This window comes from Leptospira licerasiae serovar Varillal str. VAR 010, from assembly GCF_000244755.1.
Classification (GTDB): domain Bacteria; phylum Spirochaetota; class Leptospiria; order Leptospirales; family Leptospiraceae; genus Leptospira_B; species Leptospira_B licerasiae.
Genome location: NZ_AHOO02000012.1, coordinates 33,824 through 55,761, shown reverse-complemented (window position 1 = coordinate 55,761; position 21,938 = coordinate 33,824). Strand labels below are relative to the sequence as shown.

The window sequence follows — 21,938 nt, the reverse complement described above, 5'->3', positions numbered from 1 at the left end:
TATGCTGTCTTTTAGAAACAACCTGGATCGTCTCGCTCGAATGCTCCGATGGAATACCCATCTGAACCGAATGGTGTAGTTCCACCGGAAGATGAGGTTCTTGTTACTGGTGCTCCAATGACTGCGTCCAACTTATAATTCGGATCGAAACTATTTAGATAGGAAGAAGTTTCCACACCGCCAAACGCGATTGAGCAAGGTCCACCGGTAGCCGTATTCATAGACAGCCAAGGTTGTGCTATCGGATAACCGTTGAAAGAAGGTGTCGTTACAAAGTTTTGGTTTGATCTAGTTGCAGTTAGAACATCGTTCATAAAAGCATTAGCCACAAGGCAGAGACCGGAAATATTAAAAGTTCCATTTCCACTACAGAAGATCGCAAAATTCGTAGCTCCAACAGTGACCGTTTTGCCGGATGGACAATCTAAACTGTTTCCTCTAAATACTGCATTAGTAGACGGAGTGGTGCTAAAGGAAGAACAGACTGCACTTGTTCCCTGTCCAACAATCAGGTTATTTGCCATCTGCGCGTTCGTTGCAACTCCGGTCATAAATATTCCGTAGTTAGAACCGACGGTAGCTCCACCCGAATAGATCGTGTTTCCCGCTATATAGAACTTAATTAGAGCTGTATTCTCTTCATTACGGATTCCATAAGTAAACTTAGAGGTTACGGAACCATCCGAATACGGGCGGAAGTTCATTGTATTATTTATAATTGCTACTAAGGAATCTACAAAATTTACAAGCCACACTGAATGGGAATCGTTTACAGCTTTATCTCCACTTATTCTATTTCGAAGTAAGTATAGATTAGAATCAGTACTATAAACCGCCGTAGAATTTGATGCACCAAATCCACCCTTGATCACATTCGTATCGATTTGGTTATTCGAGGGAGAGCTAAGAAGGTAGATCCCACCTCGTGTTCCGGCGGAATTTTCGACTCCTAATCCTCCTTCTCCTCCGGAAATATAATTTCCGAAGATATAGGAGAAACTATTCGAATCTCCGTTTTTGATACGGATACCGAAAGAGTTTTGTTTAGTTTCATCTGCAAATATACTAAACCCTTGGATTACATGTGCTTTGGTTGAATCTCCACCCATCCCGCTTGCGGTTACCGTGATCGGAGCACATTCATTAGAGCTTAAAATGGTTCCTGGACATTGAGCGACAGTCCTATTATCTGCAATTCTGCTCGGGGTTAGATCCAAACTTTGTGTGCTAAATGTCGGGTCAAAACTTCCAAGAAGTCTTACTCCTCCGCTAGAGTTTAGAGTAATGGGAGAAACGCTTCCTGAGATAATATAATTCCCACCTTCTACAAATACCGTGCAGATACTCGAGGAAGAACATTGGCTGACCGCTGTTTGGATTGTCTTACAGGATACGCTCGGATCCAAACAGCTATTTGAATCGTTTCCTGAAGTATCGCTTACGAAATAAACGTCCCCATCCATCATTTTGACGGTCACGGATAGAGTAGCCCCATTATTCGCTGCTGCCACCGCATCCGCACATCCTGTGAGAGTAAAGCTTACTTGTAGCGGAAATGTGAGAGCTCCAAAAGACCAGGGGAGAGTGGTCGGAGCAATCTTTGCCCCATTCCCAGCGTAGGTAATTCCAGGGCTTCCACTGGCAGTACCCGCGTTATAAGGAGGACCGCCGCCGGTAGAATCCAATATGCAACCTGTTACAGGTCCCGAGAATGTGAAAGTCATTGCCTTAGTGGAAGGCATAAAACTTCCCGAAGCCACGCTTGTCTTCATCAGACTCAAACAACTGATCTGTAAATTTACATCCGCGCCGCTGATAGTCCCGTTCGCAGGAGAAGTCACTACTTGACAGGTATGGGTAGAAGGGACTGTAGGCACTGCTCCGATAGTGATATCGTATCCTAAACCGTCTCCCACGTCGAAACTGACTGTCCCGTTGGAGGTCCTCGTTTTTAGGTCCGTGCCATTATTATAAATTTCTAAATTAGTAGTATTTGTGCTGTCTATCCCCGTGATACTTACGTTCGCCTTGTACCAGTTTTCGGCACAGTTTACCACGAATGTTTTATTATAGAAGTTAAGATTCAGATTTGGATTACTTATGATACAGGTTTGGGTCGGAGAAGTTGCAGGCTGTGCAAATATGTTTAGAGTATAAGTTTGATTATAATCGTAAACTCCGGAAAAAGTGTCCGTCAATGTTCCTGCACCGGCATTGAAAGTAATTTGTTCTCCTGTGCTAACTAACTCTACGATCAAGATACCGGAGTTCGTTAATCCATTTACTTGTACATTGATCTCGGATGCAGTTCCTCCTAAGTAAGAAACTATATTGGAAATATTCATATAATCTAGAAGGCCGGATTTTTTTGGACGACTATAACAGCCGAACGTACTTAAAGCGAATACGATCAGAAAAAGAGAATATACTTTTGGGAGAAAATTCTTGAGACTTACCATGTGAATTCCACTCCTAATTCCATTCTTTGCTGAAGAAGATAAGAATTTCCTGAGGCGTAAGTGACCGTTCTATCGGAGTCTCTAACATTTCTGAGGATCGGGGAGACTGTTACGGGAGTATCGGTCCCTTCTACCTTTACTTGTTTAGGTCCGGGAAAAAATCCCGCGTCGATCACGTTGATCAGATAAAAAAATCCTAATACTCCTAAGGCCACTCCAAGTTGGTTGTATTCTCCAACTGCGTGAGAGTATTTGGGAGAGATTTGAGTGTAATTATATAATGCTAGGTTGAATAGTGCAGGGTTCCCAGATTGTAAAAATGCAGAGTTATATAAAATATTACTCTGTCTTGCTGCATCCAGTTCATGAGTTGCGCTTAAATAAGAACTTCCTCTTGCAGCAGCGTAACCTCCTGCTACAAAAATTAAACTCGGAAAGATTGCCGTCCTAAATGTGGACTTCTTTTGGTAATATTGTCCCCAACCTGGAAGTACAGCAGATCTTGCTGCAGCTCCAAGATCAAAGTTAGAAGGCCCGGATGAGCCGGAATAAGAGGACTTGGATTCTAAAGCGGCTAATTCATCTTCCGTTTCGGCTACTAAGAAATAATTTTCCCTTTCCGTAGTTTTGTTTCTCGGATTCTCTAAACGTAAGGAAACTGCGCCTTCCGGTGCTTTTTTCCTATCAATAGTAACTACAATAGTTTCCGAATTTTTAAGATCCACCGACTTAATGGGGATCTCGTTTCCTTTAGAATCTTTTAATATTACTTTTGTGGCGTCGGTAAAATGTTTACCCTTTATCTCGAAAGTTTCAGGCATGTCCTTGCTTAAAAACTTACTTTTTTCGGCCGCGATCACTTCAGGTTTCTGGGAAAGAATAACTTCGAAAGGGATCCAAGCGGAGAAAACGGAAACTCTCCCGTATTTATTCAAAACGCCTATCCTATGTTCATAAGCGCCTGGAGGTAAATCGATTTGGATCTGCGTTGTGGTAGTTTTTTCTTTGGTGATCTTACCTCGAGGATCTTTAATCTCGACTAGGTAACCGCCCGCGTCAGGAATCGGCCTCCATTCCAGTTTTACGCCTTCTTCCTTAGCGAAAATGGGAAGAGAGAATAGGAGGAAGCCTACTAAAAGAGCCGCAATCGTATTAGATTTTTGGAATCTTTTACTCAACATAAAATTCCTTAGGAGTCAGAATCTCCGGCGCTTTGAAAGTAGCGGACATGATCACTTCGAAATCCCTGGTCAATGGAAGGCTTACGCGGAGACGCCCTGAGCTGTCCCTGTATTTTGCGCTCAGTCTCCACTGGTATTTTCCTTCCCTTAATCTATACAACTCTCGATAGTCGTAGGATTCTCCCTTAATTTCCTTTTTAAATACCGTTTTTAGGGTTTTTTGGTCTGCCTCTAAAAGCTCCAAAATGTATGCCTCGGATTTGCCTTCAATTTCCCAATAAAATGACAAACTTGCTTTCTCATCCAAGTCTATCTTATCTCTATCCCTCGGATATACTGGAGATAGGAAAGGAGCAGAGTCTGACGTTTTGAATCCGGACGAAGGACTTGCGATCAGAACTTCCCCCTCTGGAGAAAGAAGAGTAACTTTCCAGTAATAGTCCCCCGGGCCTTGCAGAGGTACTGAGTTTTGTCCGGAACGCACGGAGGTTTCGAATATTTTGGAAGTAAAATTAGGGTCTTTAGAAACTTCTAATTTATAAGTTCCGCTCGGATCGGGTCTGTCCCATCTGAATTGTAATTTGCCGTCCACTGGATGACCTAATTCGGATCCATCTTTAGGAAAGGAAAGTCGGATAGAACCCAGAGGTTTTAACGTAAACTTACCAACGGAAGAAGAAATTACTTCATCCGAGTTAGAGTTCCCTTTAATTCTCCAGAAGAATGTGCCTTCTTTCCAATCTAGATCCGGTTTCATAAAATTTGAGTTAGTCGATTTGGAGAAAAGGATATTTTTGAAATCGGAATCAGCGGCTATATCCAGGGAATAAGATTTGAATTCCTTGTTGGAACTCCAACTGAAGAAAGAACCCGCTTTAAATATACGGATTCCTATTTCTTCTCCCTGTAAAGGTTTCAGAAGTTTAGGAGGCTCTGCCTGTTCCGATTTCCTCAAAACGAAAGAGATCGTATCGGAACTTAGTTCTGTGAATCCCTGTCTGTCGGAACTCATTTTGACGCGAGCAAAGAACTGGCCTTCGGATCTAGGCTCCCATTTTAAGAAACCTGCGGAGGAGTCTCCGGTATATACAATTTGTTTAAAGTTCGCATCTGAAGAAACTTCCAGTTTATATTTTGTCTGGGAATCGAATGTATTCCATTGAAAACGGACTGGAGGAGTGGTTTCCGTAAATGAGAAGATCTCTTTATTAGTCGGCGAGACAAGTTTTGGCTTATTCCAAGATACTAATTTAAAGTTTTTAGAAGAACTGAATTCGTCTTTTCCGGACTGTGGATTTTTTCCGGCAAGTCTCCAGTAGTAGGAGCCGCCTGGGAGTGAGATCGATGCGTTTGTACCGACTGCATTCAATTTTTTTAAACCAGTTCTGAATCCGGAATCCTTTGCGATTTCTAATCTGAATGTTTTGACGCTTGGGGAATTTTTCCATTCGAATCTAATCGGAAGAGTTTCTACTGCTATAGGAAAAAAAGTTTTATCTGGAGGAGATACCGTTTCCAGATTTAACGTATGTACTTCCACTTTTCCGTCTTTTAGATCGGCGGATTGGTTTTTACCGACCGTATTTTCTCCGGAGGAGGAGACTACCTTAGCTTCTCCCTGTTTTACTTCTAGGTTTAGACCCTTGTTCTCGTCTTTGGAGATTTTTAGGTCAGAATTCCCGAGAGAAATCTTAGTATCTCCCGAGCTGATTTGCAAATTGCCCGATCCTCCTCCTGTTGCGGAAAGGGAACCGGATACGAAGCTGATCTTGTCGGTATCTTCCACAAGGATCATACTCCTTTCGTCCATTCTGATCTCTGCGGAATTTTCTCCATCAGTAAAAAGTAATACTGCTTCCGAACCTTCTTCCGTGCGTATGGTATCCCTGTATCGAATGGGGTCGGACTCGTCCAATTCTTCCCAGATAACTTCTGAATCCAATTTTCTTAATATTTTGAGTTGTTTTGTTTTAAGCTGTCCTACAACTTTATTGGTCCCGGTTTTAGGGCCTGCGTTTGCATAAAGGTATAATAATCCCGAAAAAAAGAACAGAAGTAGAACTAAAGCAGTGACGACAATGCGGCCGTCATTCAAGTATTTCATACTTTAATTCCTCTTCCTCATCTCCCGTTTTTGTTTTTTTCTTGGATTCGTATTCTATTCCGAGTCTTCTTCTTAGATCGTTTAGATCTCTAGGGCGATCCATATCGTCTTTTCTTCCCAGAACTGCGTAAATGGTTTGGGGTTCTTCTTTACCCTTTACCTTGATAGATTGCATTTTTTCGACCGCAAAAATATCTTTTACATGATCCAGTAGATCTTGTGTGATCAAAATGTCCGTGCCGAAAGGTTTATTCAAGGCTTCGACTCGAGAGGCGAGGTTCACTGCGTCGCCGATAACGGTATATTCCAATCTTTCTTCGGAACCGATCTGTCCGGCGATCACAGGTCCATAGTTAAGTCCGCAACCGATACGGATAACGGGTCTTTTATCCCCACCTCTTCCTTCGTTGAATTTGATAAGGGCGGCCCTCATCAAAAGTGCACCGTTCACTGCATTCTCCGCGTCTTGTTCGGAAGTACGAACCGCTCCCCAAGTAGCCATGATTGCGTCCCCGATAAACTTATCCACGATCCCATGAGTATCGTTTACGCAACGAACCATCTCTGTCATGTACTCGTTTAAGAATTCCACGACCTCTTCCGGTTGTAGTTTTTCAGATATAGCTGTGAAGGAGCGGATATCCGAGAAGAAAATGGCACACATCTTTCTTTCTCCGCCTAACGTTAGCTCTTTGTTTAGGACCATTTCGGCGATCTCTTTGTTTACAAACCGGCCAAGTGCATCCTTAACTTTCTCTCTTTCTTCCAGACCTTTTCCCATACTCACGAAATAATCGGTCAAAACGCCGATCTCGTCCTTCGTAGTAGACTTGATCCCGATCCTGAAATTTCCCTTTGCGATCTCTACGGTTGCCGTCAGAAGTTTTAATACAGGGATGGTAATGGTTCTTGCTAAGAAGAATACAATGATAAGAGCGATACAAAGTGCGATCGCCATGATGAGAAGGTTTTTGGTCTGGATACGATAGACCATCTCGAAAACTTTTTCTTCCGGAACGGACACGATTACTCCGGCTCCGCCAAAACCTAATTTTTGGTAGGAACCGTAATATTTTGTCTTAGTTGAATCCTCATACCTTGTCTGTTGGCTGTCCTCTCTGACGGAAGAAAGCATTGTTTCAAAGATCGGTAAGTCGGCCCAATTCGTTTGGGACGCAAGAAGTTGAAGATCATGATGCGCAATCAGATCTCCATCTCCATTGATCAAGAATGGAACGTTAATATCCTGTTTTTGGAATACGGATAAAAGTCTTTCTGCGCGGATAATATAAAGCAGAATAGATTTACTCTGAGAATCATAAACTGAAATAGAAAAAGTAGGCTCTTTGAAATTAGGAGTAAGATTGTCTATCCTTCCCCCCGATTGGATCGTTTTTAAAAAAGAAGATTCCTTTTGGGAAACAGCTGCATCCAATTCATCTCTATTGGAGGAAATTCCTTCCAGATAAGAATCGTTATAGAGCACGGTCCTCTTTTTGAGCTTGTCTCCTTCCGCGGAATAAATTCCTGCTAAAAGGAAATCAGGTTCGTTCCTAAAGAAAAGATCCGCATAAGCTCCCGGGCCTTTAGGGTCCAAAAGTTTTTCCGTAAGAGTTTTACCTTTGTCACGGATGTCTTTTAGGTCCGATTTTACTTTGATCCCTAAAATATTCACCAAAGAGAAGTTAGTCTCCAATACCCTTACTTCGTAGTTCTTTTTGAATTCACTGGATGCATATAAAATGACAGTGGAAACCGTGACGGTAAGTAAAAGTGAGATCACAGCCATCAGTTTCAATTGAAGAGGGAATTTTGCGCTTGTTGCAAAATTACCCGCATCTGCGGTAGGGGGAGGTGTGGATTCTTTTTTTGGAATATTCTTTTTTTCTGATACTACCTCAGGCTTTGGCGTTTCCTGAACCACTTCAGGAGTCTCTATATCCTGTTTTTCTCCAGAGAATACGGTATCAAAGGAGATGACCGGCTTACTCTCCAAGGTGCGGAAATTTTCGGCCTCTTGGAATTTTGGGACCTTCTTCTTTCCGTTAGGATCTTTATGTCCGTTCTTAAAAACTCCCAATTCAATTCCGGAAACCGCTAACGGAAGTTCCTTTAGATAAAGTGAAAATTCTCCTCTCGTAGAATCAGGGATCTCTTTAGGCGCTTTTTTACGAGAAGCGTATGTTTTAAATTCTCCTAAGAATTCAGCTTCCGCTTGTCCTTGGAGGGAAGGGAACCAAGCGCCTAACTCGCCAGTGGCGATATGCGGATAAGAAGAAATTACCATTTTGGAAAGTATTACTTCCCATCTTTCTTCCAATTCTTCCGGGATTAAAAATAAAATATTAGATTTTGCTGATGCTGAAATTAATTTCCAAGCGGAGTAGAATACGGACTCGTTCGTTTCAGGTCCAGGAGGAATTTCTAATGCGAATAGTTTCCATTCTCCTGCATGCAGAACTTCTTCCAAGTCGGTGACTAAAGAAGAACCTTTTTCGGAGAATACACAGACTACAGTTTTGATCCCTAGATCTGCCCAGGCTCTTAACTCGTCCTGGTTTTGGATCTTATCCTTTGCTTTGGCCCAGAAGGCGACTGCACCGTTTGGTCCGAAGGGAATGTATTTTGTAGATGATGGCATTTTGTTCCTAAGGAAGTTCCGGAATAAAAATTCTCTTTTAGAAAGCTAAAAAATCGATCCGTCTAGCGGAAAGTAGATTCTGGAAATCCTCTGTTAAATTATCGGAACAACTACATTCTATATTGAAAACAAGTAGAATGAGTTCTCTCCCATTAAGGATATACCTATTTAGTTGATTACACAGACACCGGTTAGAATCTGGTTTTGAGGATATTTATGGCGACTGCTAAGTTTACCACCAACCGAGGGACCTTCTCCGTTTTATTGGAAGATGAGAAGGCTCCAATCACTGCCGGGAATTTCATCCAATTAGCCCAAAAAGGCTTTTATAACGGCTTAGTTTTTCACAGAATTATTGCAAATTTTATGATCCAAGGCGGTTGCCCCCAAGGTACGGGAACTGGTGGACCAGGGTATAAGATCCAGGACGAATTTCACCCTGATCTTAAAAATAAAAAATTTACAATCTCTATGGCAAATGCCGGGCCGAACACTGGCGGTTCTCAGTTTTTCATCAACGTGAGAGATAACCTTTATCTAGACAACCGTCATGCGGTTTTTGGACATGTAAGCGAGGGAGAGGATATAGTCCAAAGTATCTCTGAAACTCCTACAGCTCCGGGAGACCGTCCTCTCCAGCCAGTGGTAATTGAAAAGATCGAAATCATTTAACCATATCCCTAAAGGGATATAGATTCCACAAATTCCATAAAAATTCGAAATATGCTTGAAAATATCCATATTTCGCCATAATTAGAAACCCCTGCCCGGAATCCATATTCCGGGCGGATCTATTTATGGGTTCTCCTTCTCCTATTTTTTCAGATTCTAATCCGGAAAATCCCAAACCCTTATTGGATTATATCCTTTCCAATTCTCCCATCGTATTATTTTCCGCGGACGAAACGGGGTTAATCAACTACGCCTCGGGAAAAGCGTTAGACATGCTTGGTCTGGATTCCGACGCATTTATCGGGACTAACTTTATAGATCACCAATGGAACGCCGAGTTTAGGGAAGAAAACGGAACTGTCCGCAGTTTGGAACAAACGGAAGCTTTAAAACTTGTTCTTTCAGGAAAAGAGATCAGTGCAGAGGCGGTTTTTTTAGGAAGGTATTTTGCGGTTAGGATCTCTCCCGCAATAGGAGAGGACGGAAAAAGCAGAGGCCTTGTCGGTGTTTCCATAGATATTACGGAACGTAAGATCGCGGAAGATATATTAGAAAAACGTACTATAGATTTTCAGACTTTGATAGGCGCTTTGCCGGTAACAGTATTCTCAATTTCTCCGGAAGGAAAGATCATTCTCGCCGACGGAAAAGGATTGGAAAGATTAAAGATCAATCCTAAGGAAGTGGTGGGAAAAACCATTTTTGAAAGGGCAGGAAATCGTCCAGAAGTTATGGAGGCATTTTCCAGATCGCTTCAGGGAGAAGAGAGTGTCTATCATACGAATCAAAACGGTCTTCTATTGGAAACTAGAATGTATCCTAGGACCGGAAAGGGCGGTCGTATTCAGGAAATATTAGGAATTGTTTATGATATTTCGGATCGGAAAGAATACGAGGATAGGATCCGTAAGAATGAGGAGAAGTATAGGAACTTATTCAGGAACAATCCTCAGATCATGTTCGTTTTCGAAAGATCTTCCCTCACCATAACTGCAGTAAACCAAGCCGCAATCGAGGCTTATGGATATTCCGAAACGGAATTTATAGGTAAGAACGCTCAGGAGCTTAGGCTTCCGGAAGAAAGAGAATTTATGAAGGAAAAGATTAAGGGACTTAAAAGTGGCCCGAATTTTTTCCAAGAAATGAGACATCTAAAAAAGAACGGAAGTATCGTATATTTGGATATAGTCTCTTCCCCCATTCAATTCCAGGAAACAGAGTCTGTTCTCGTTTCAGCCATGGACGTTTCAGAACGTGTAAGGATGAGTAGGGAAAATCGGTTTAATATGGAAGTCATTTCCCAGGTGAACGACGCGATCATCGCTTTGGACGGCGACATGAACATCACATATTACAATGCATCCGCCGCCAGAATGTATGAAGTGAAAGAGGGAGAATGTTTAGGAAAACATTATACTTCTCTTTTCCAAGAGGATTGGATCTCTGACGAGAATTATAAGGAAGCTATGCAGGATTGGGATAGTATCGGTTCCTCCAAAAGAGAATTAGTCCACACTTTAAAGTCCGGCAAAAAGATCACAGTCGAAAGTAATTTCAAAAAAATTAATGCAGAAGGCTATCTGGTCCCCGGACTCATAATGGTGAATCGGGACATCTCCGAAAAGATCGAAGCGAGAAAGTCTTTGGAAGAGGCGCTCCAAGGTTTGGCAAAAACGAATAAAGAACTGGAGCAATTCGCCTATATTGCATCCCACGATCTACAAGAACCTCTTAGAACGATTGCAAGTTATCTGCAATTATTGGAGAGAAAATTTTCGGAAGAGATCAAACCCGAGATGAAAGAATTTATCCAAGTATCGGTAGAAGCGGCCAAAAGGCAACAAGGACTGATAGAAAGCCTTTTGAGTTATTCCAGAGTTGGTTCCGATTCCGTTAAAAAATCCAAAGGAGATTCGAACCGTATCCTGGACGATGTTAGAAAAGACCTTTCTTCCGTGATCCAAGATGCCAAGGCGAATCTTGTTTTAGAAGGTCCTTTTCCGGAAGTGTATGTGGATCAGGACCAGATAAGACGTTTGTTCAGTAATTTGATCTCTAACGGGATCAAATTCCGCTCTCCGAGCAGGAGTCCCGAGATCCGTATTAAAGTAAAGAATGTTCCGGGTGCTAATATATTTTCCGTTTCCGATAACGGGATAGGTATGGATCCCAAATACTTTGATCGTATTTTTATCATATTCCAAAAATTGCATACTATATCGGAATATCCCGGGACCGGGATAGGATTATCCATCTGCAAAAAGATCGTAGAAAATCACGGCGGAAAAATTTGGGTCCAGTCTTCCGTCGGAAAAGGGTCCGAGTTCTTTTTTTTCCTGCCTGAGGTTTAATGATGAGCGCTTCTCCTAAACAATATTTTGATATTCTTCTTGTAGAGGACAATCCTGCGGATGTTCGACTTACCATTGAAGCGTTGAACGATCTTAAATCCGAAAAAAGATTATTTGTAGCAAAGGATGGAGAAGAAGCGATCGACTTCGTAAAAGGAGAAGGTGAGTTCGTGGGAGCGAGGCGACCGGATCTGATACTTTTGGATCTGAATCTTCCGAAAAAGAATGGGCTGGAAGTTTTGGAAGAACTCAAATCGGATCCCGAATATAAAAGGATACCTATAGTGGTATTGACTACCTCCGGAGCGGAGAGGGATATTATCGCCACTTTCAATTTACACGCGAACTCATATATACAGAAACCGGTGGAATACGAAAATTTTTTGGAAGCGATGGATACGTTACGCATCTATTGGTTCAAAACTTCGAGGTTGCCTCCAAAATGAGCGCTAAAGCAGTGTCCGTTCGGGTGAAACAAATTTTAATAGTGGAGGACAACGAGGACGATTCTCGTTTGTTCGAAATATTCTTAAAAGAAGCGGATCCTTCCGGGGTTCTTTTAAAACATTCTCCTACTGTGGCAGATGCCTTGGAGGTTCTGAAAGACCAAGGAGAAGAGATTGATTGTATTCTTTTGGATCTAACGTTACCCGATAGTTTCGGCCTGGACGGGTTCGAGATGATCAAGAAGGCATTCCCTAAGATACCGATCGTGATCTGTTCCGGGACCCAGGATGAGACTATTGCTATGGAAGCGTTGCAGTCCGGAGGCCAAGATTATCTGATCAAAGGAAAATTCGATTCTCATCTACTTTTCAGGTCGATTCTTTATGCGATCGAAAGACAAGACATGTTGTGCAAACTGGAAGAACAGGCATTTCTTATTAAAGAGAACGAAAAAAGATACAGGCTGATCTTCGAACATAATCCTCATCCGATCGTTTTATATAATTTTGATTGTGAAAGTATTTTGGATCTGAACCAAGAAACGGAACGGATTTACGGTTACGACAGGGAAGAACTTCTTCGGATGAAGTTTTCCGATCTATTTATCGCTGCCTCTTCCGGAGAGCGTAGGCAATATCTTGCTCTACATAACGGTAAAAATATTCCGGAAACACATGTTCATAGATCTAAGGAAGGAACTCCGCTCTTAATGGAGGTGACTTCTTATCGATTCCTGTTGGAAGGAAAAGAAGTGGTCCTTGCGATTTTAGTGGATATGACCAAATGGAAACAATCGGAAGATACTCTAATACAATCACTGAGAGATAAGGAAGCTCTTCTGCAGGAGATTCATCATAGAGTAAAAAACAATCTGCAGATCATGGCAAGTCTTCTGAACCTGCAAGCGAATTATGCTAAGAACAAAGAAGTGACTCGCGAACTGAGAGATACGGAGAGTAGGATCTACTCTATGTCTCTAGTGCACAATGAACTTTATAATTCCAAAAATCTGGCGGAGATCGGTCTAGGTTCTTATGTAGATAAATTGTTGGATAATCTCTGGAATGTTTACGGGATAGGAGCGGAGATCGAAAGAGTAGTCGATGTAGGGAATTTAAGTTTGGCAGTGGAAAAGGCGCTTCCTATCGGAATGATGATCAATGAGATCGCCACTAATTCTATCAAGTATGCTTATTCTGAAAAGAAAAAAGGACAGTTCTATATAAAAGCAAAATCAGGAAATGGGATATTCTATTTGGAGGTGGGGGACGATGGAAAGGGGATCCCGGATTATGCTCAGATCGAAGCCAAAGAGACCTTAGGTTTACAATTGATCCGGATACTATCCAAACAATTGAAGGCAAAATTGGACATCAATACTTCTGCTCCGGGAACCCGATTTCAGATAGAGTTCGCGTATTAAGCTGCGAGTAACTTTTTAAATTCGGAAATGCAAGCCTTACAAGCTTCCGAACAGTCTTTACATTCTTCGTGGTGGTCTGCGTGTTTGTCACATTGAGCCGCACATCTTTCGCAGGACTCCAAGCAGATAGAGGCTAATTTTTTAGTAGAAGCCGAACCTAAAGAAGACAATACGATGAATGCATCGCAAAGTGCAATAGTCTCTTCGACCGATCTTAGACAATCCGCCATTTCCTTATGACCTTCTGCCAGCATATCCACACACATATTGATGCAGATCCTACCTTTTAAAATACAAGCAGAGGAGGCTTCGATCGCGGAGCCTGGGACGGAAATTTTATCCGCCTTCTTCTTTTTGGAAGCTTTTTTGTCGCCGTGGTCATGTCCTAAAACGGAAGAACTCGCGAGTAATGCCATGGTAGTCGCACCCAGGCCTAGGATTTGTTTTCTAGATATTTTCTGTTCCAAAGGAACCTCCCTCGGTGCTCTAAATTATTCCAGAATCCGGTTTTCGTCGCCTAAAATAGGTTGAAATACCTAAAAAAAACCGCTTTCATTTCGGAACTTTTAGAATAGGTTTGGAAAATTCTTCCCACTAAGTTGCTCTAACTGAAAAGACTCGTCGGATGAATTAAACCAGTTAAAATGTTCGGACCCACGAAAGAAAGAAGCGAATCATCCGCACTAATCGGCGAATCGGACAAAATTCTCATTCTGGACGACGCACCAGAGAACTGCCAACTCGTAGAAAGGATCCTTAAAAAAGCAGGATACGGGGATGTGATTTCCACACAATCGCCTGAAACCGCCTTGGAATGGTTAGGTCTCCAAGGAAACCCGGAAAACAAAAAGGACATTTCACTTTTACTTTTGGATATTCTACTTCCCGGGGGAATGAACGGTCTGGACATTCTTCGTACCTTAAGTTCTAAGGAAGAATTTTCAGACTTGCCTGTTATTATAATCACCGCGATCCACGATACCCAAACTTTAGAGTCCGCATTCGAGTTAGGTGCGATCGATTACGTTACGAAACCGTTCGACGCTCATGAACTGAGAGCAAGGGTTCGTTCTACTTTGAGACTTCGTCATGAGAGGCTCCAGAGAAAACAAAGAGAAAGAGACCTAGAGGAGATCACCGATAAACTTTCGGAAGCTTACCAAACCTTACTCAGAGTTTCTAGAACGGACGGTCTTTCCGGAATTTGGAATAGAAGGTTCTTTGACGAGATCTTAGAAGTAGAGTGGAAGAGGGCATGTCGTTCCGAAAAACCGATCTCATTACTTTTGCTGGATATAGACTTTTTCAAAAAGTATAACGATACATACGGTCACCAAGCGGGAGACGAATGTATCCGTCAGGTTGCAGGAGTTCTGAAAAATACCGCAAGAAGAGCGGGAGATTTTCCTGCACGTTACGGCGGAGAAGAGTTCGCAGTTATTCTTCCTGAAACGGATTCTGATAAGGCGATGTTAGTTGCGGAGAATATTCGGAAACGTGTACAAGAACTAAAGATCCCCCACGAAGGATCTCAAACTTCCGAGTTTGTTTCAGTGAGTATAGGGATCAGTACTCGTATGTCCGGAAAAGATATAGAAAGCAAAAAATTTTTGGAAGAAGCGGACAAGGCGCTCTATAGATCCAAAGAAGCCGGAAGAAATAAAAGTACTATCTTTAAAGATTAGACCCTTGGGCTAAGTCCTGACCAAGGTCTTATTTCCTCTTTTTTTTCCTTAATGTAATGAATCTTCTTCATTTTTTTCCTAAAATTGGAAATTTGTTTGCATCGCACTAAGTCTTATAACTTAATAAACGATATAGAGATAGAAATGGTTATATTGGATAAAATAGTACAGGAATTCAAAAACAGGTTTTTTGAGACCGTAAAGGTTCCAGTGCAAGTGCATTCTTCTTCCGGGGATTTCCAGGCAACATGGGAGGGGATCGAAGGCACAGCGCTCAGCTTTACCTTGGATCGTTTTCATCCCGATCCGGACGGTAGCAATGCGGTCATAGAGATACGTGTTCCTTTTTGGAAAGAACCGTTATTGTTTTCCGGAAAACTTTTGGATAAGAAGGTGGTAAAATCCAAATCTTCCGAAAGGATCACGGATACGGTTTTAGTCTTCGAATCCGAACTTTCCGAATTTTTAAAGAAGAATCTTCCAAAGATAGATCTTACACTTCCTAAAAAGTAATTTTACTTTTTAGGAAGATCCACTTCTAAGATCATCGCTGCATGATCGGAAAGGATAGGATCTTTTTTGACTGTGAGTTTTTTGAGTTTGGATTTAAGCTCAGGGGTCACAAAAAAGTAATCGATCCTCCAACCCTTATTATTCCCTCTTGCCCCGGCTCTAAATGTCCACCAGGTATATTCCTGTTTGCTCGGATATAATTCTCTAAAACTATCCACCCAGCCTGTGGAAAGAAACTTAGTCACCCAGGCTCTTTCTTCCGGAAGAAAACCGCTATTCTTGGCATTCCCTTTCGGGTCATGTATATCGATTTCCGTATGAGCAATATTTACGTCACCGCATAGGATTAGATTGGAATGTTTCTTTTTTAACTTTGCGGAAATTTTTAGGAATTCATCCAAGAATCTCATCTTGGCGGCTTGTCTCACGTCGCCAGTGGTCCCGGATGGAAAATAAACGGTCCAGATCGCATATGAATCGAATTCTGCTAGGACACTTCTTCCTTCTTTATCGAACTCATCCAATCCCAATCCGTACGTTACTTTTTTAGGTTCCTGTTTGGTCCAAAGAGAAACTCCGGAGTATCCTTTTTTTTCGGCAGAATGGAAGAATGCTTTGTATCCTAGATTTTCCCAAATTTCCGAACTAAGTTGGTCCGGCTGCGCTTTGGTTTCTTGGAAACATACAAAATCTGGTTTTTCGGAAGAGATGACGTCCCCCAGGCCCTTGCCCCAGGCGGATCGGATCCCATTGCAGTTCAAACAGAAAACTTTCATAGGCGTTTAAGAGTTCCCAGGATTTTCGGGATGCTAAGTCCGGGCAAAGAAAAAAAATGTCCGTATGAGCATTCGTATCAGGGAAGTAGGTAAGGATTTTTCCTTTGAACCCATTCTCCAGAGGGCAAAGCAGGATCTAAATGATACTTTAGCCTTGGTACGTCCCATTCTGGATCAGGTAAGGGAAGGTGGAGACAAAGCTGTTTACGAACTTACCCGGAAGTTCGACGGGCTAAACCCCGAAAAGCTGGTCTATCCAGTTTCAGAATGGAAAGGAAAAGCGGATCCGGAACTCGTTGCCGCCTTGGAAAAGGCAAAAGAGAATATCGAAACATTTCACAAGGCCCAAATACCCGCCAACCTGGACGTGAATGTCTCCGGAAATACATTAGGAATTCGTTATACTCCGATCGAGTCAGTGACCGTATACGCTCCCGGCGGCAAGGCATTATATCCCTCTACCATTTTAATGGGAGTGATCCCGGCAAAGATTGCAGGTGTAAAACATATTCAGATAGTTACCCCTCCTCAAAAAGAAGGTATCCCGGACGGATTGTTTGCTGCAGCAAAGATTGCAGGTGCGGATGCAATCGTAACAGTGGGTGGCGCACAAGGAATTGCTGCTGCCTCTTACGGGACGGAAACGATCCCTCGTTCCGAATTTGTAATTGGACCTGGAAATAAATTCGTAACTGCTGCAAAAGTCCTTTTAAGCGGACAAGGTGTGATCGGAATAGATAGCCCTGCAGGTCCGAGCGAAGTTCTTGTGATCGCGGATAATTTCGCAAATCCGAACTGGGTGGCTGCGGATTTGTTATCACAAGCGGAACATGGAGAAGATTCCGCAGCAATTCTGTGCACCGATTCAATCGAGTTTGCAGAAAAAGTTTCCGCCGAAATAGACAAAGCTCTAAAAGAAAGACCTAAGAGGGAGACGATAAAAAGGGCCTCTATCGAAAACGAAAGTTGGATATTAGTTTTTTCTAATTTAGAAGAATGTGTGAACTTCTCTAATCTTTATGCTCCTGAACACTTGGAGATCCAAACCAGGAATTACCGGGAATTATTTAAGAAGATCAGACATGCTGGATCCGTGTTTCTAGGCCCTTATTCTCCTGTTGCCATGGGAGATTATATCAGCGGAACAAATCATATTCTCCCGACTGCAGGGGGAAGTAGGATCTTTTCTTCCCTAGGAGTTTTAACTTTTTTAAAAAGAGTAACCTATCAGGAAGTGACTCGGGACTCTTTGGAAAAATTATATCCATATGTAAAGGTTCTCTCCGAATTCGAAGGTTTGGATGAGGAGCATGGGAATTCAGTAAAAGTGCGTCTTTCTCAAAACGGCAAACCATGATCGTATCCAAGGATCCAAACGAAGTCAGAAACCAGATACTCGCATGGAAGTCCGAAAAACTTTCGGTCGGTTTTGCTCCCACCATGGGGTTTTTGCACGAGGGGCATTCAAATCTATTCGTTCGTTCTGCATCCGAGAATTCTAAGACGGTAGTTTCTATTTTTGTAAATCCTGCTCAGTTCAACGATCCTGAAGATTATGCAAAATATCCGATCAATACGGAAGGAGATCTTGAAATTTGTAAATCATCCAAAGTGGACCTTGTATTTTTGCCGGACAAAGACACTATGTATCCGGGTGGAATTCCTCAGGTAGAATTACGTATCCCTCATTTAATGAATAATTTGGATGCGACAACGAGGCCTGGACATTTTGAAGGCGTTCTTCTTGTTCTTTCTCGTTTATTCCATACAATTCCTGCGGATCGTTCTTATTTTGGTAAGAAAGATTACCAACAATATTTGATCGTAAAAGATTTCGTTAGAGCACTCGGTTTTCCTATGGAGATCATTGGAGTGGATACTGTCCGCTCCGCAGAAGGTTTGGCGCTCAGTTCCAGGAACGCTCGTTTGACGAACCCGGAAAAAGAAGAAGCCTTGCTACTCATTCGTGCTTTACGCTTGGGAGAGAGTCTTATTCGACAAGGAGAAAAAGATCCTTCGGAAGTTCTTGCAGTTATGAGAGATGTTCTGGATTCTTCTTCCAAAGTGCAAACGGACTATCTGGAAGTATTGGATGCAAACACATTAGAAGAACTTCATATAATAAAAGGGGAAGTGCTTCTTGCAGTTGCTGCCTTTTTGGGGCAGGTAAGATTGATCGACAATCTTACTGTTAAGGTGTCTTAATTTAGTATGGCTAAGTCCGTTTCCACTCAATCCGATTGGAAAAGACCTTTAGAAGATCTTTTATCTTCTGCAAAAGAGAATTCTAAAATTTCTTCGGTTCCAAACTCCGTTCATTCTCTTCTTTCCTCAGTTCTGTTCCAGTCGCAGAAAAATTCTAAAATAGTAATATCTCCTACGAATACTGAATCCGAGTTTTTATATAGAGAGTCCTTGAGTTATTTGGATCCGGATCTGGTTTGTTATCTTCCTGGTCAGGAAGTTTTACCGTACGAGTATATGCGTTATCCGGCGGAGATGAAAAGAGAGAGGATCCAGGCTCTTGCACGTATTTTATCTGGAGAGAAAGTCCTGGTATTTACATCCGTTTCCGGGTTTTTGAAAACTCTTCCGGAAGCTTCCGCATTAAAGGAAAGATCTTTGTCCGTAAAAATAGGACAGGAGATCCAACCTGAAAATTTAATGAGAGAACTTGTTCGCCTGGGCTATCACAGAGTGGATATGTGCCAGGCATTCGGCGAGTTCAGCTTGAAGGGCGGGATCTTAGACGTATTTTCCTCCTTTTCCGCCGATCCGATCCGTATCGATTTTTTCGGGGACGAAGTGGAATCCATCCGCACATTCGATCCGGAAACACAAAGATCTTTAGAAAATTTGGAAGAAGCTTTTTTACTTCCCGCAGATGAATTTATACTGACGGACTCACAAAAGGATGCATACCGAAATTTAATCGCAAACGCGGATAAGTCCCTTCATTTACCCGAGATCCCCGACGATGCGGGTGGGACTTACTACGAAGAACTCATTCCGATGGTCCGGGAGAATAAGGGAATATTATCTTTTTTTAAATCTAAGCCTGGATTGATCTTTCCTGACCCGAATGGTGCAAAAGAAAGATATTCTCATCTATTAAGAGAATACGACGCACTGTATGAAAAAAGAAGTAAAGAGGTGTTATGTGCTCCTCCTTCTTTCCTTTTAAGAGACAAGGAAGAATCAGAAATTTTAGAGAATGGGCTCGGTATCAAATTTACACAGCTTCCTCCAAGTAAATCGGAAGATCTGGTTTGTCCTTTGCATCAGGCTCCTTCTTTCAAAGGAAAAATCAGAGAAGTTAGGGAAAAGCTCGGTGAATTAAAAGCGGAAGGTGGATGGAGGATCATTCTTACTTCTTCTTTTGAGGCTCAGACCCAAAGACTTTTAGGGCTTTTTGAATCGGAGGGAATTCGTTTATTAAATCCGGAAGCAACTGAACCGGAACCTATTCTTATTCCTAACAAATCCAAAGAAGAAGTATATTTAGCGGTTTCCGAAATACGTAACGGTTTTCTTTGGGAAGAAGAAAAGCTTATGTTCTTATCCGAGAACGACGTTTTCGGAAGAGAATACAAACGTAAGACAAGGTTCAAAAAACAAAGTAGCAAGGCAATCCAAAGTTTCCTGGACCTAAAGGAAGGTGACTTCGTGGTCCACGTAAACCACGGAGTTGGAAAATTCCTCAAAATAGAAAGAGTAAACGCGGGTGGAAAAGAAAGGGACTTTCTAAAATTAGAATATTACGGCGGTGACACGTTATTTGTTCCTTTGGACCAAATTTCTTTAGTCCAAAGATTCGTTGGTGGAACGGAAAGGCCAAGATTAGACAGTCTTGGGAAAAGTACCTGGAAAAAGACGAAGGATAGAGTCCAAAAGGCAGTCGAAGGTCTTGCGGAAGATCTGGTGCATATGTATTCCAATCGTATCAAACTTCAAGGATATGCCTTTCCTCCCGACACAATTTATCAGGAAGAGTTCGAGGCGGAATTCGAATATGAGGAAACTCCCGATCAGATAGAAGCGATAGAGGCAGTCAAAAAAGATCTGGAATCTCCTAGACCTATGGATCGTCTTATTTGCGGGGATGTCGGTTACGGAAAGACGGAAGTAGCGATCCGCGCTGCGTTTAAGGTTGCGATGGCCGGTAAGCAGATCCTAATGCTTGCCCCTACAACTATCCTTGCTTTACAACATTATAATAATATGAAAAAGAGATTCGAGAATTATCCGATTACGGTCGAACTCGTCTCTCGTCTCAGGACCGCTGCTGAGACCCGTGACGTTCTGAAACGTTTTGCTTCCGGAAAAGTGGATATGCTCATAGGAACTCACGCTGTTTTGGCGAATTCAGTCCAACCTAAAAATCTAGGACTTCTGATTATAGACGAAGAGCAAAGATTCGGAGTAAACCATAAGGAATCCATTAAGAAGATCAAAAATCTTGTGGATGTTCTGACTCTGACAGCGACTCCGATTCCCAGGACTCTTCATATGGCTTTAACGGGGATCAGGGAACTTTCTATCATCGCTACTCCTCCTAAGAATAGACAAAGTGTGGAAACATACGTGATCGAAGAGGATGAAGAGGTACTAAGAGATGCGATCCGCACCGAGCTTGCGAGGGAAGGACAAGTATTCTACCTTTATAATAGAGTAGAATCTATTGAACAAGAGACCAAAAGATTGAACGAGATCGTGCCTGAGGCTGCCATTGGAGTTCTTCATGGACAGATGACCGAGGACGAGATCGAAGAAACTCTAGTGGATTTTTATGCGCGTAAATTCGATATTCTTGTGACCACTACAATCATTGAATCCGGGATAGATATTCCGAATGTGAATACTTTGATCGTAAAAAGAGCCGACCTATTCGGTCTTTCTCAGCTTTACCAGATCCGAGGCAGAGTGGGGAGAAGCGACCGAAAAGCGTTTGCCTACCTTCTTCTCCCTAAAGACAGAGTAGTGACCGAGGATGCGGAAAAACGTCTGAATACTATCTACGAATACCAAGAACTCGGTTCCGGATTCAAGGTTGCGATGAGAGACTTGGAGATCAGAGGAGCCGGAAATCTTTTAGGAAAGGAACAATCCGGAGACATCATGGAAGTGGGCTTCGATCTGTATGTGCAGATGTTGGAAGAAGCGATCGCAAGGATCAAAGGAGAAGAAGTCAAAATTGAAGTACGGACCGCTATCAATTTGGATTCTAACTTCTTCATTCCCGAATCTTATATACCGGATACAAGACAGAAGATAGAATTTTATAAACGATTTGAAGGCGCAAGAGACCTGGACGAAATAGAAGAAGTCACTCGAGAGATGACGGACCGTTTCGGAGAACCTCCGGAAGAAGCAAAAACTTTCTTAATGTTGGAAAAGATCAGGACCCTGGCTTCCGCTTTGGGTTTCGAATCCGTATCCGAGTTAGGGGAGGAAATCCGCCTTAAATTAGGAACTCATTTCTTAGGCAGTTATGACAAAATCGTAAACTTGATTTCCGCTCGGATGGGTCTTACCATGAATCCAAGAGAACCGAATGTTCTTTTATATGCTCCCGGGAAAGCCAACCAAAAAGACAAACTTGTGAAACTTGTGTACTTCTTAACGGAAATGTTACCCGACAAAAAGTAATGGACGCCAGGCCCGGTTCTCCTATTTTTTGCGTAGG

The 21,938-nt window shown here is 42.3% G+C and carries 15 protein-coding genes; 9 read left to right on the top strand and 6 right to left on the bottom strand.

Annotated features, from left to right (window positions below; translation table 11 throughout):
- Positions 1–11 precede the first annotated feature (11 nt).
- Genes LEP1GSC185_RS15160 through LEP1GSC185_RS15145 form a run of 4 tightly spaced genes read right to left on the bottom strand, consistent with a single transcriptional unit; the run spans position 12 to position 8,385 of the window.
- Positions 12–2,459: a hypothetical protein gene (locus LEP1GSC185_RS15160; RefSeq protein ID WP_008590324.1), complete on the bottom strand. Its 2,448-nt coding sequence runs from the start codon at positions 2,457–2,459 to the stop codon at positions 12–14.
- Entirely contained in the window at positions 2,453–3,640 is a 1,188-nt protein-coding gene (locus LEP1GSC185_RS15155; RefSeq protein WP_008591200.1) for an LIC11435 family protein, read from the bottom strand. Before LEP1GSC185_RS15155 ends, LEP1GSC185_RS15160 begins: the two co-directional genes overlap by 7 nt.
- Complete coding sequence (locus LEP1GSC185_RS15150) at positions 3,630–5,744, bottom strand: FecR family protein (RefSeq protein ID WP_008589766.1); 2,115 nt, start codon at positions 5,742–5,744, stop codon at positions 3,630–3,632. The genes LEP1GSC185_RS15155 and LEP1GSC185_RS15150 overlap by 11 nt, the downstream gene beginning before the upstream one ends.
- Entirely contained in the window at positions 5,728–8,385 is a 2,658-nt protein-coding gene (locus LEP1GSC185_RS15145; protein ID WP_008590792.1) for an adenylate/guanylate cyclase domain-containing protein, read from the bottom strand. Before LEP1GSC185_RS15145 ends, LEP1GSC185_RS15150 begins: the two co-directional genes overlap by 17 nt.
- A gap of 216 nt (positions 8,386–8,601) precedes the next feature.
- Between LEP1GSC185_RS15145 and LEP1GSC185_RS15140 the strand changes: the two genes are divergently transcribed.
- The 4 genes from LEP1GSC185_RS15140 (at position 8,602) to LEP1GSC185_RS15125 (ending at position 13,278) form a co-directional block, all read left to right on the top strand.
- Positions 8,602–9,057 carry a peptidylprolyl isomerase gene (locus LEP1GSC185_RS15140; RefSeq protein ID WP_008589654.1) on the top strand — a complete coding sequence of 152 codons (456 nt, stop codon included), beginning with the start codon at positions 8,602–8,604 and terminating at the stop codon, positions 9,055–9,057.
- A gap of 125 nt (positions 9,058–9,182) precedes the next feature.
- A complete protein-coding gene (locus LEP1GSC185_RS15135) occupies positions 9,183–11,408 on the top strand; it encodes a PAS domain-containing sensor histidine kinase (protein WP_008590380.1) in 2,226 nt (741 codons plus the stop codon).
- Positions 11,409–11,410: 2 nt separating this feature from the next.
- Positions 11,411–11,854 (top strand): response regulator, encoded by a 444-nt coding sequence (locus LEP1GSC185_RS15130; RefSeq protein ID WP_008590936.1) that lies wholly within the window; start codon positions 11,411–11,413, stop codon positions 11,852–11,854.
- Positions 11,851–13,278: a histidine kinase dimerization/phosphoacceptor domain -containing protein gene (locus tag LEP1GSC185_RS15125; protein ID WP_008591768.1), complete on the top strand. Its 1,428-nt coding sequence runs from the start codon at positions 11,851–11,853 to the stop codon at positions 13,276–13,278. The genes LEP1GSC185_RS15130 and LEP1GSC185_RS15125 overlap by 4 nt, the downstream gene beginning before the upstream one ends.
- Here the strand turns inward: LEP1GSC185_RS15125 and LEP1GSC185_RS15120 are convergent.
- Entirely contained in the window at positions 13,275–13,745 is a 471-nt protein-coding gene (locus tag LEP1GSC185_RS15120; protein WP_008590050.1) for a four-helix bundle copper-binding protein, read from the bottom strand. The two genes, LEP1GSC185_RS15125 and LEP1GSC185_RS15120, sit on opposite strands and share 4 nt — an antisense overlap.
- 177 nt (positions 13,746–13,922) lie before the next feature.
- On the opposite strand from LEP1GSC185_RS15120, the gene LEP1GSC185_RS15115 reads away from it, so the two are divergent.
- Together LEP1GSC185_RS15115 and LEP1GSC185_RS15110 are read left to right on the top strand one after the other, a co-directional pair.
- Positions 13,923–14,963, top strand: coding sequence for a GGDEF domain-containing response regulator (locus LEP1GSC185_RS15115; RefSeq protein ID WP_008591414.1), 1,041 nt, complete (start codon positions 13,923–13,925; stop codon positions 14,961–14,963).
- A gap of 144 nt (positions 14,964–15,107) precedes the next feature.
- Positions 15,108–15,476 carry a hypothetical protein gene (locus LEP1GSC185_RS15110; protein WP_010515703.1) on the top strand — a complete coding sequence of 123 codons (369 nt, stop codon included), beginning with the start codon at positions 15,108–15,110 and terminating at the stop codon, positions 15,474–15,476.
- A gap of 2 nt (positions 15,477–15,478) precedes the next feature.
- On the opposite strand, the gene LEP1GSC185_RS15105 is transcribed toward LEP1GSC185_RS15110, so the two are convergent.
- Positions 15,479–16,252 carry an exodeoxyribonuclease III gene (locus LEP1GSC185_RS15105; protein ID WP_008590303.1) on the bottom strand — a complete coding sequence of 258 codons (774 nt, stop codon included), beginning with the start codon at positions 16,250–16,252 and terminating at the stop codon, positions 15,479–15,481.
- Between the two features lie 64 nt (positions 16,253–16,316).
- On the opposite strand from LEP1GSC185_RS15105, the gene hisD reads away from it, so the two are divergent.
- The 3 genes from hisD to mfd are packed head-to-tail and all read left to right on the top strand — an operon-like array spanning position 16,317 to position 21,901.
- The gene (hisD, locus tag LEP1GSC185_RS15100) at positions 16,317–17,609 is read left to right on the top strand and encodes a histidinol dehydrogenase (RefSeq protein ID WP_008591657.1); all 1,293 of its coding nucleotides are present in this window, start codon (positions 16,317–16,319) and stop codon (positions 17,607–17,609) included.
- Positions 17,606–18,457 carry a pantoate--beta-alanine ligase gene (panC, locus tag LEP1GSC185_RS20085; RefSeq protein ID WP_008590583.1) on the top strand — a complete coding sequence of 284 codons (852 nt, stop codon included), beginning with the start codon at positions 17,606–17,608 and terminating at the stop codon, positions 18,455–18,457. Before hisD ends, panC begins: the two co-directional genes overlap by 4 nt.
- A gap of 6 nt (positions 18,458–18,463) precedes the next feature.
- Positions 18,464–21,901, top strand: coding sequence for a transcription-repair coupling factor (mfd, locus tag LEP1GSC185_RS15090; protein ID WP_008590821.1), 3,438 nt, complete (start codon positions 18,464–18,466; stop codon positions 21,899–21,901).
- Positions 21,902–21,938 lie beyond the last annotated feature (37 nt).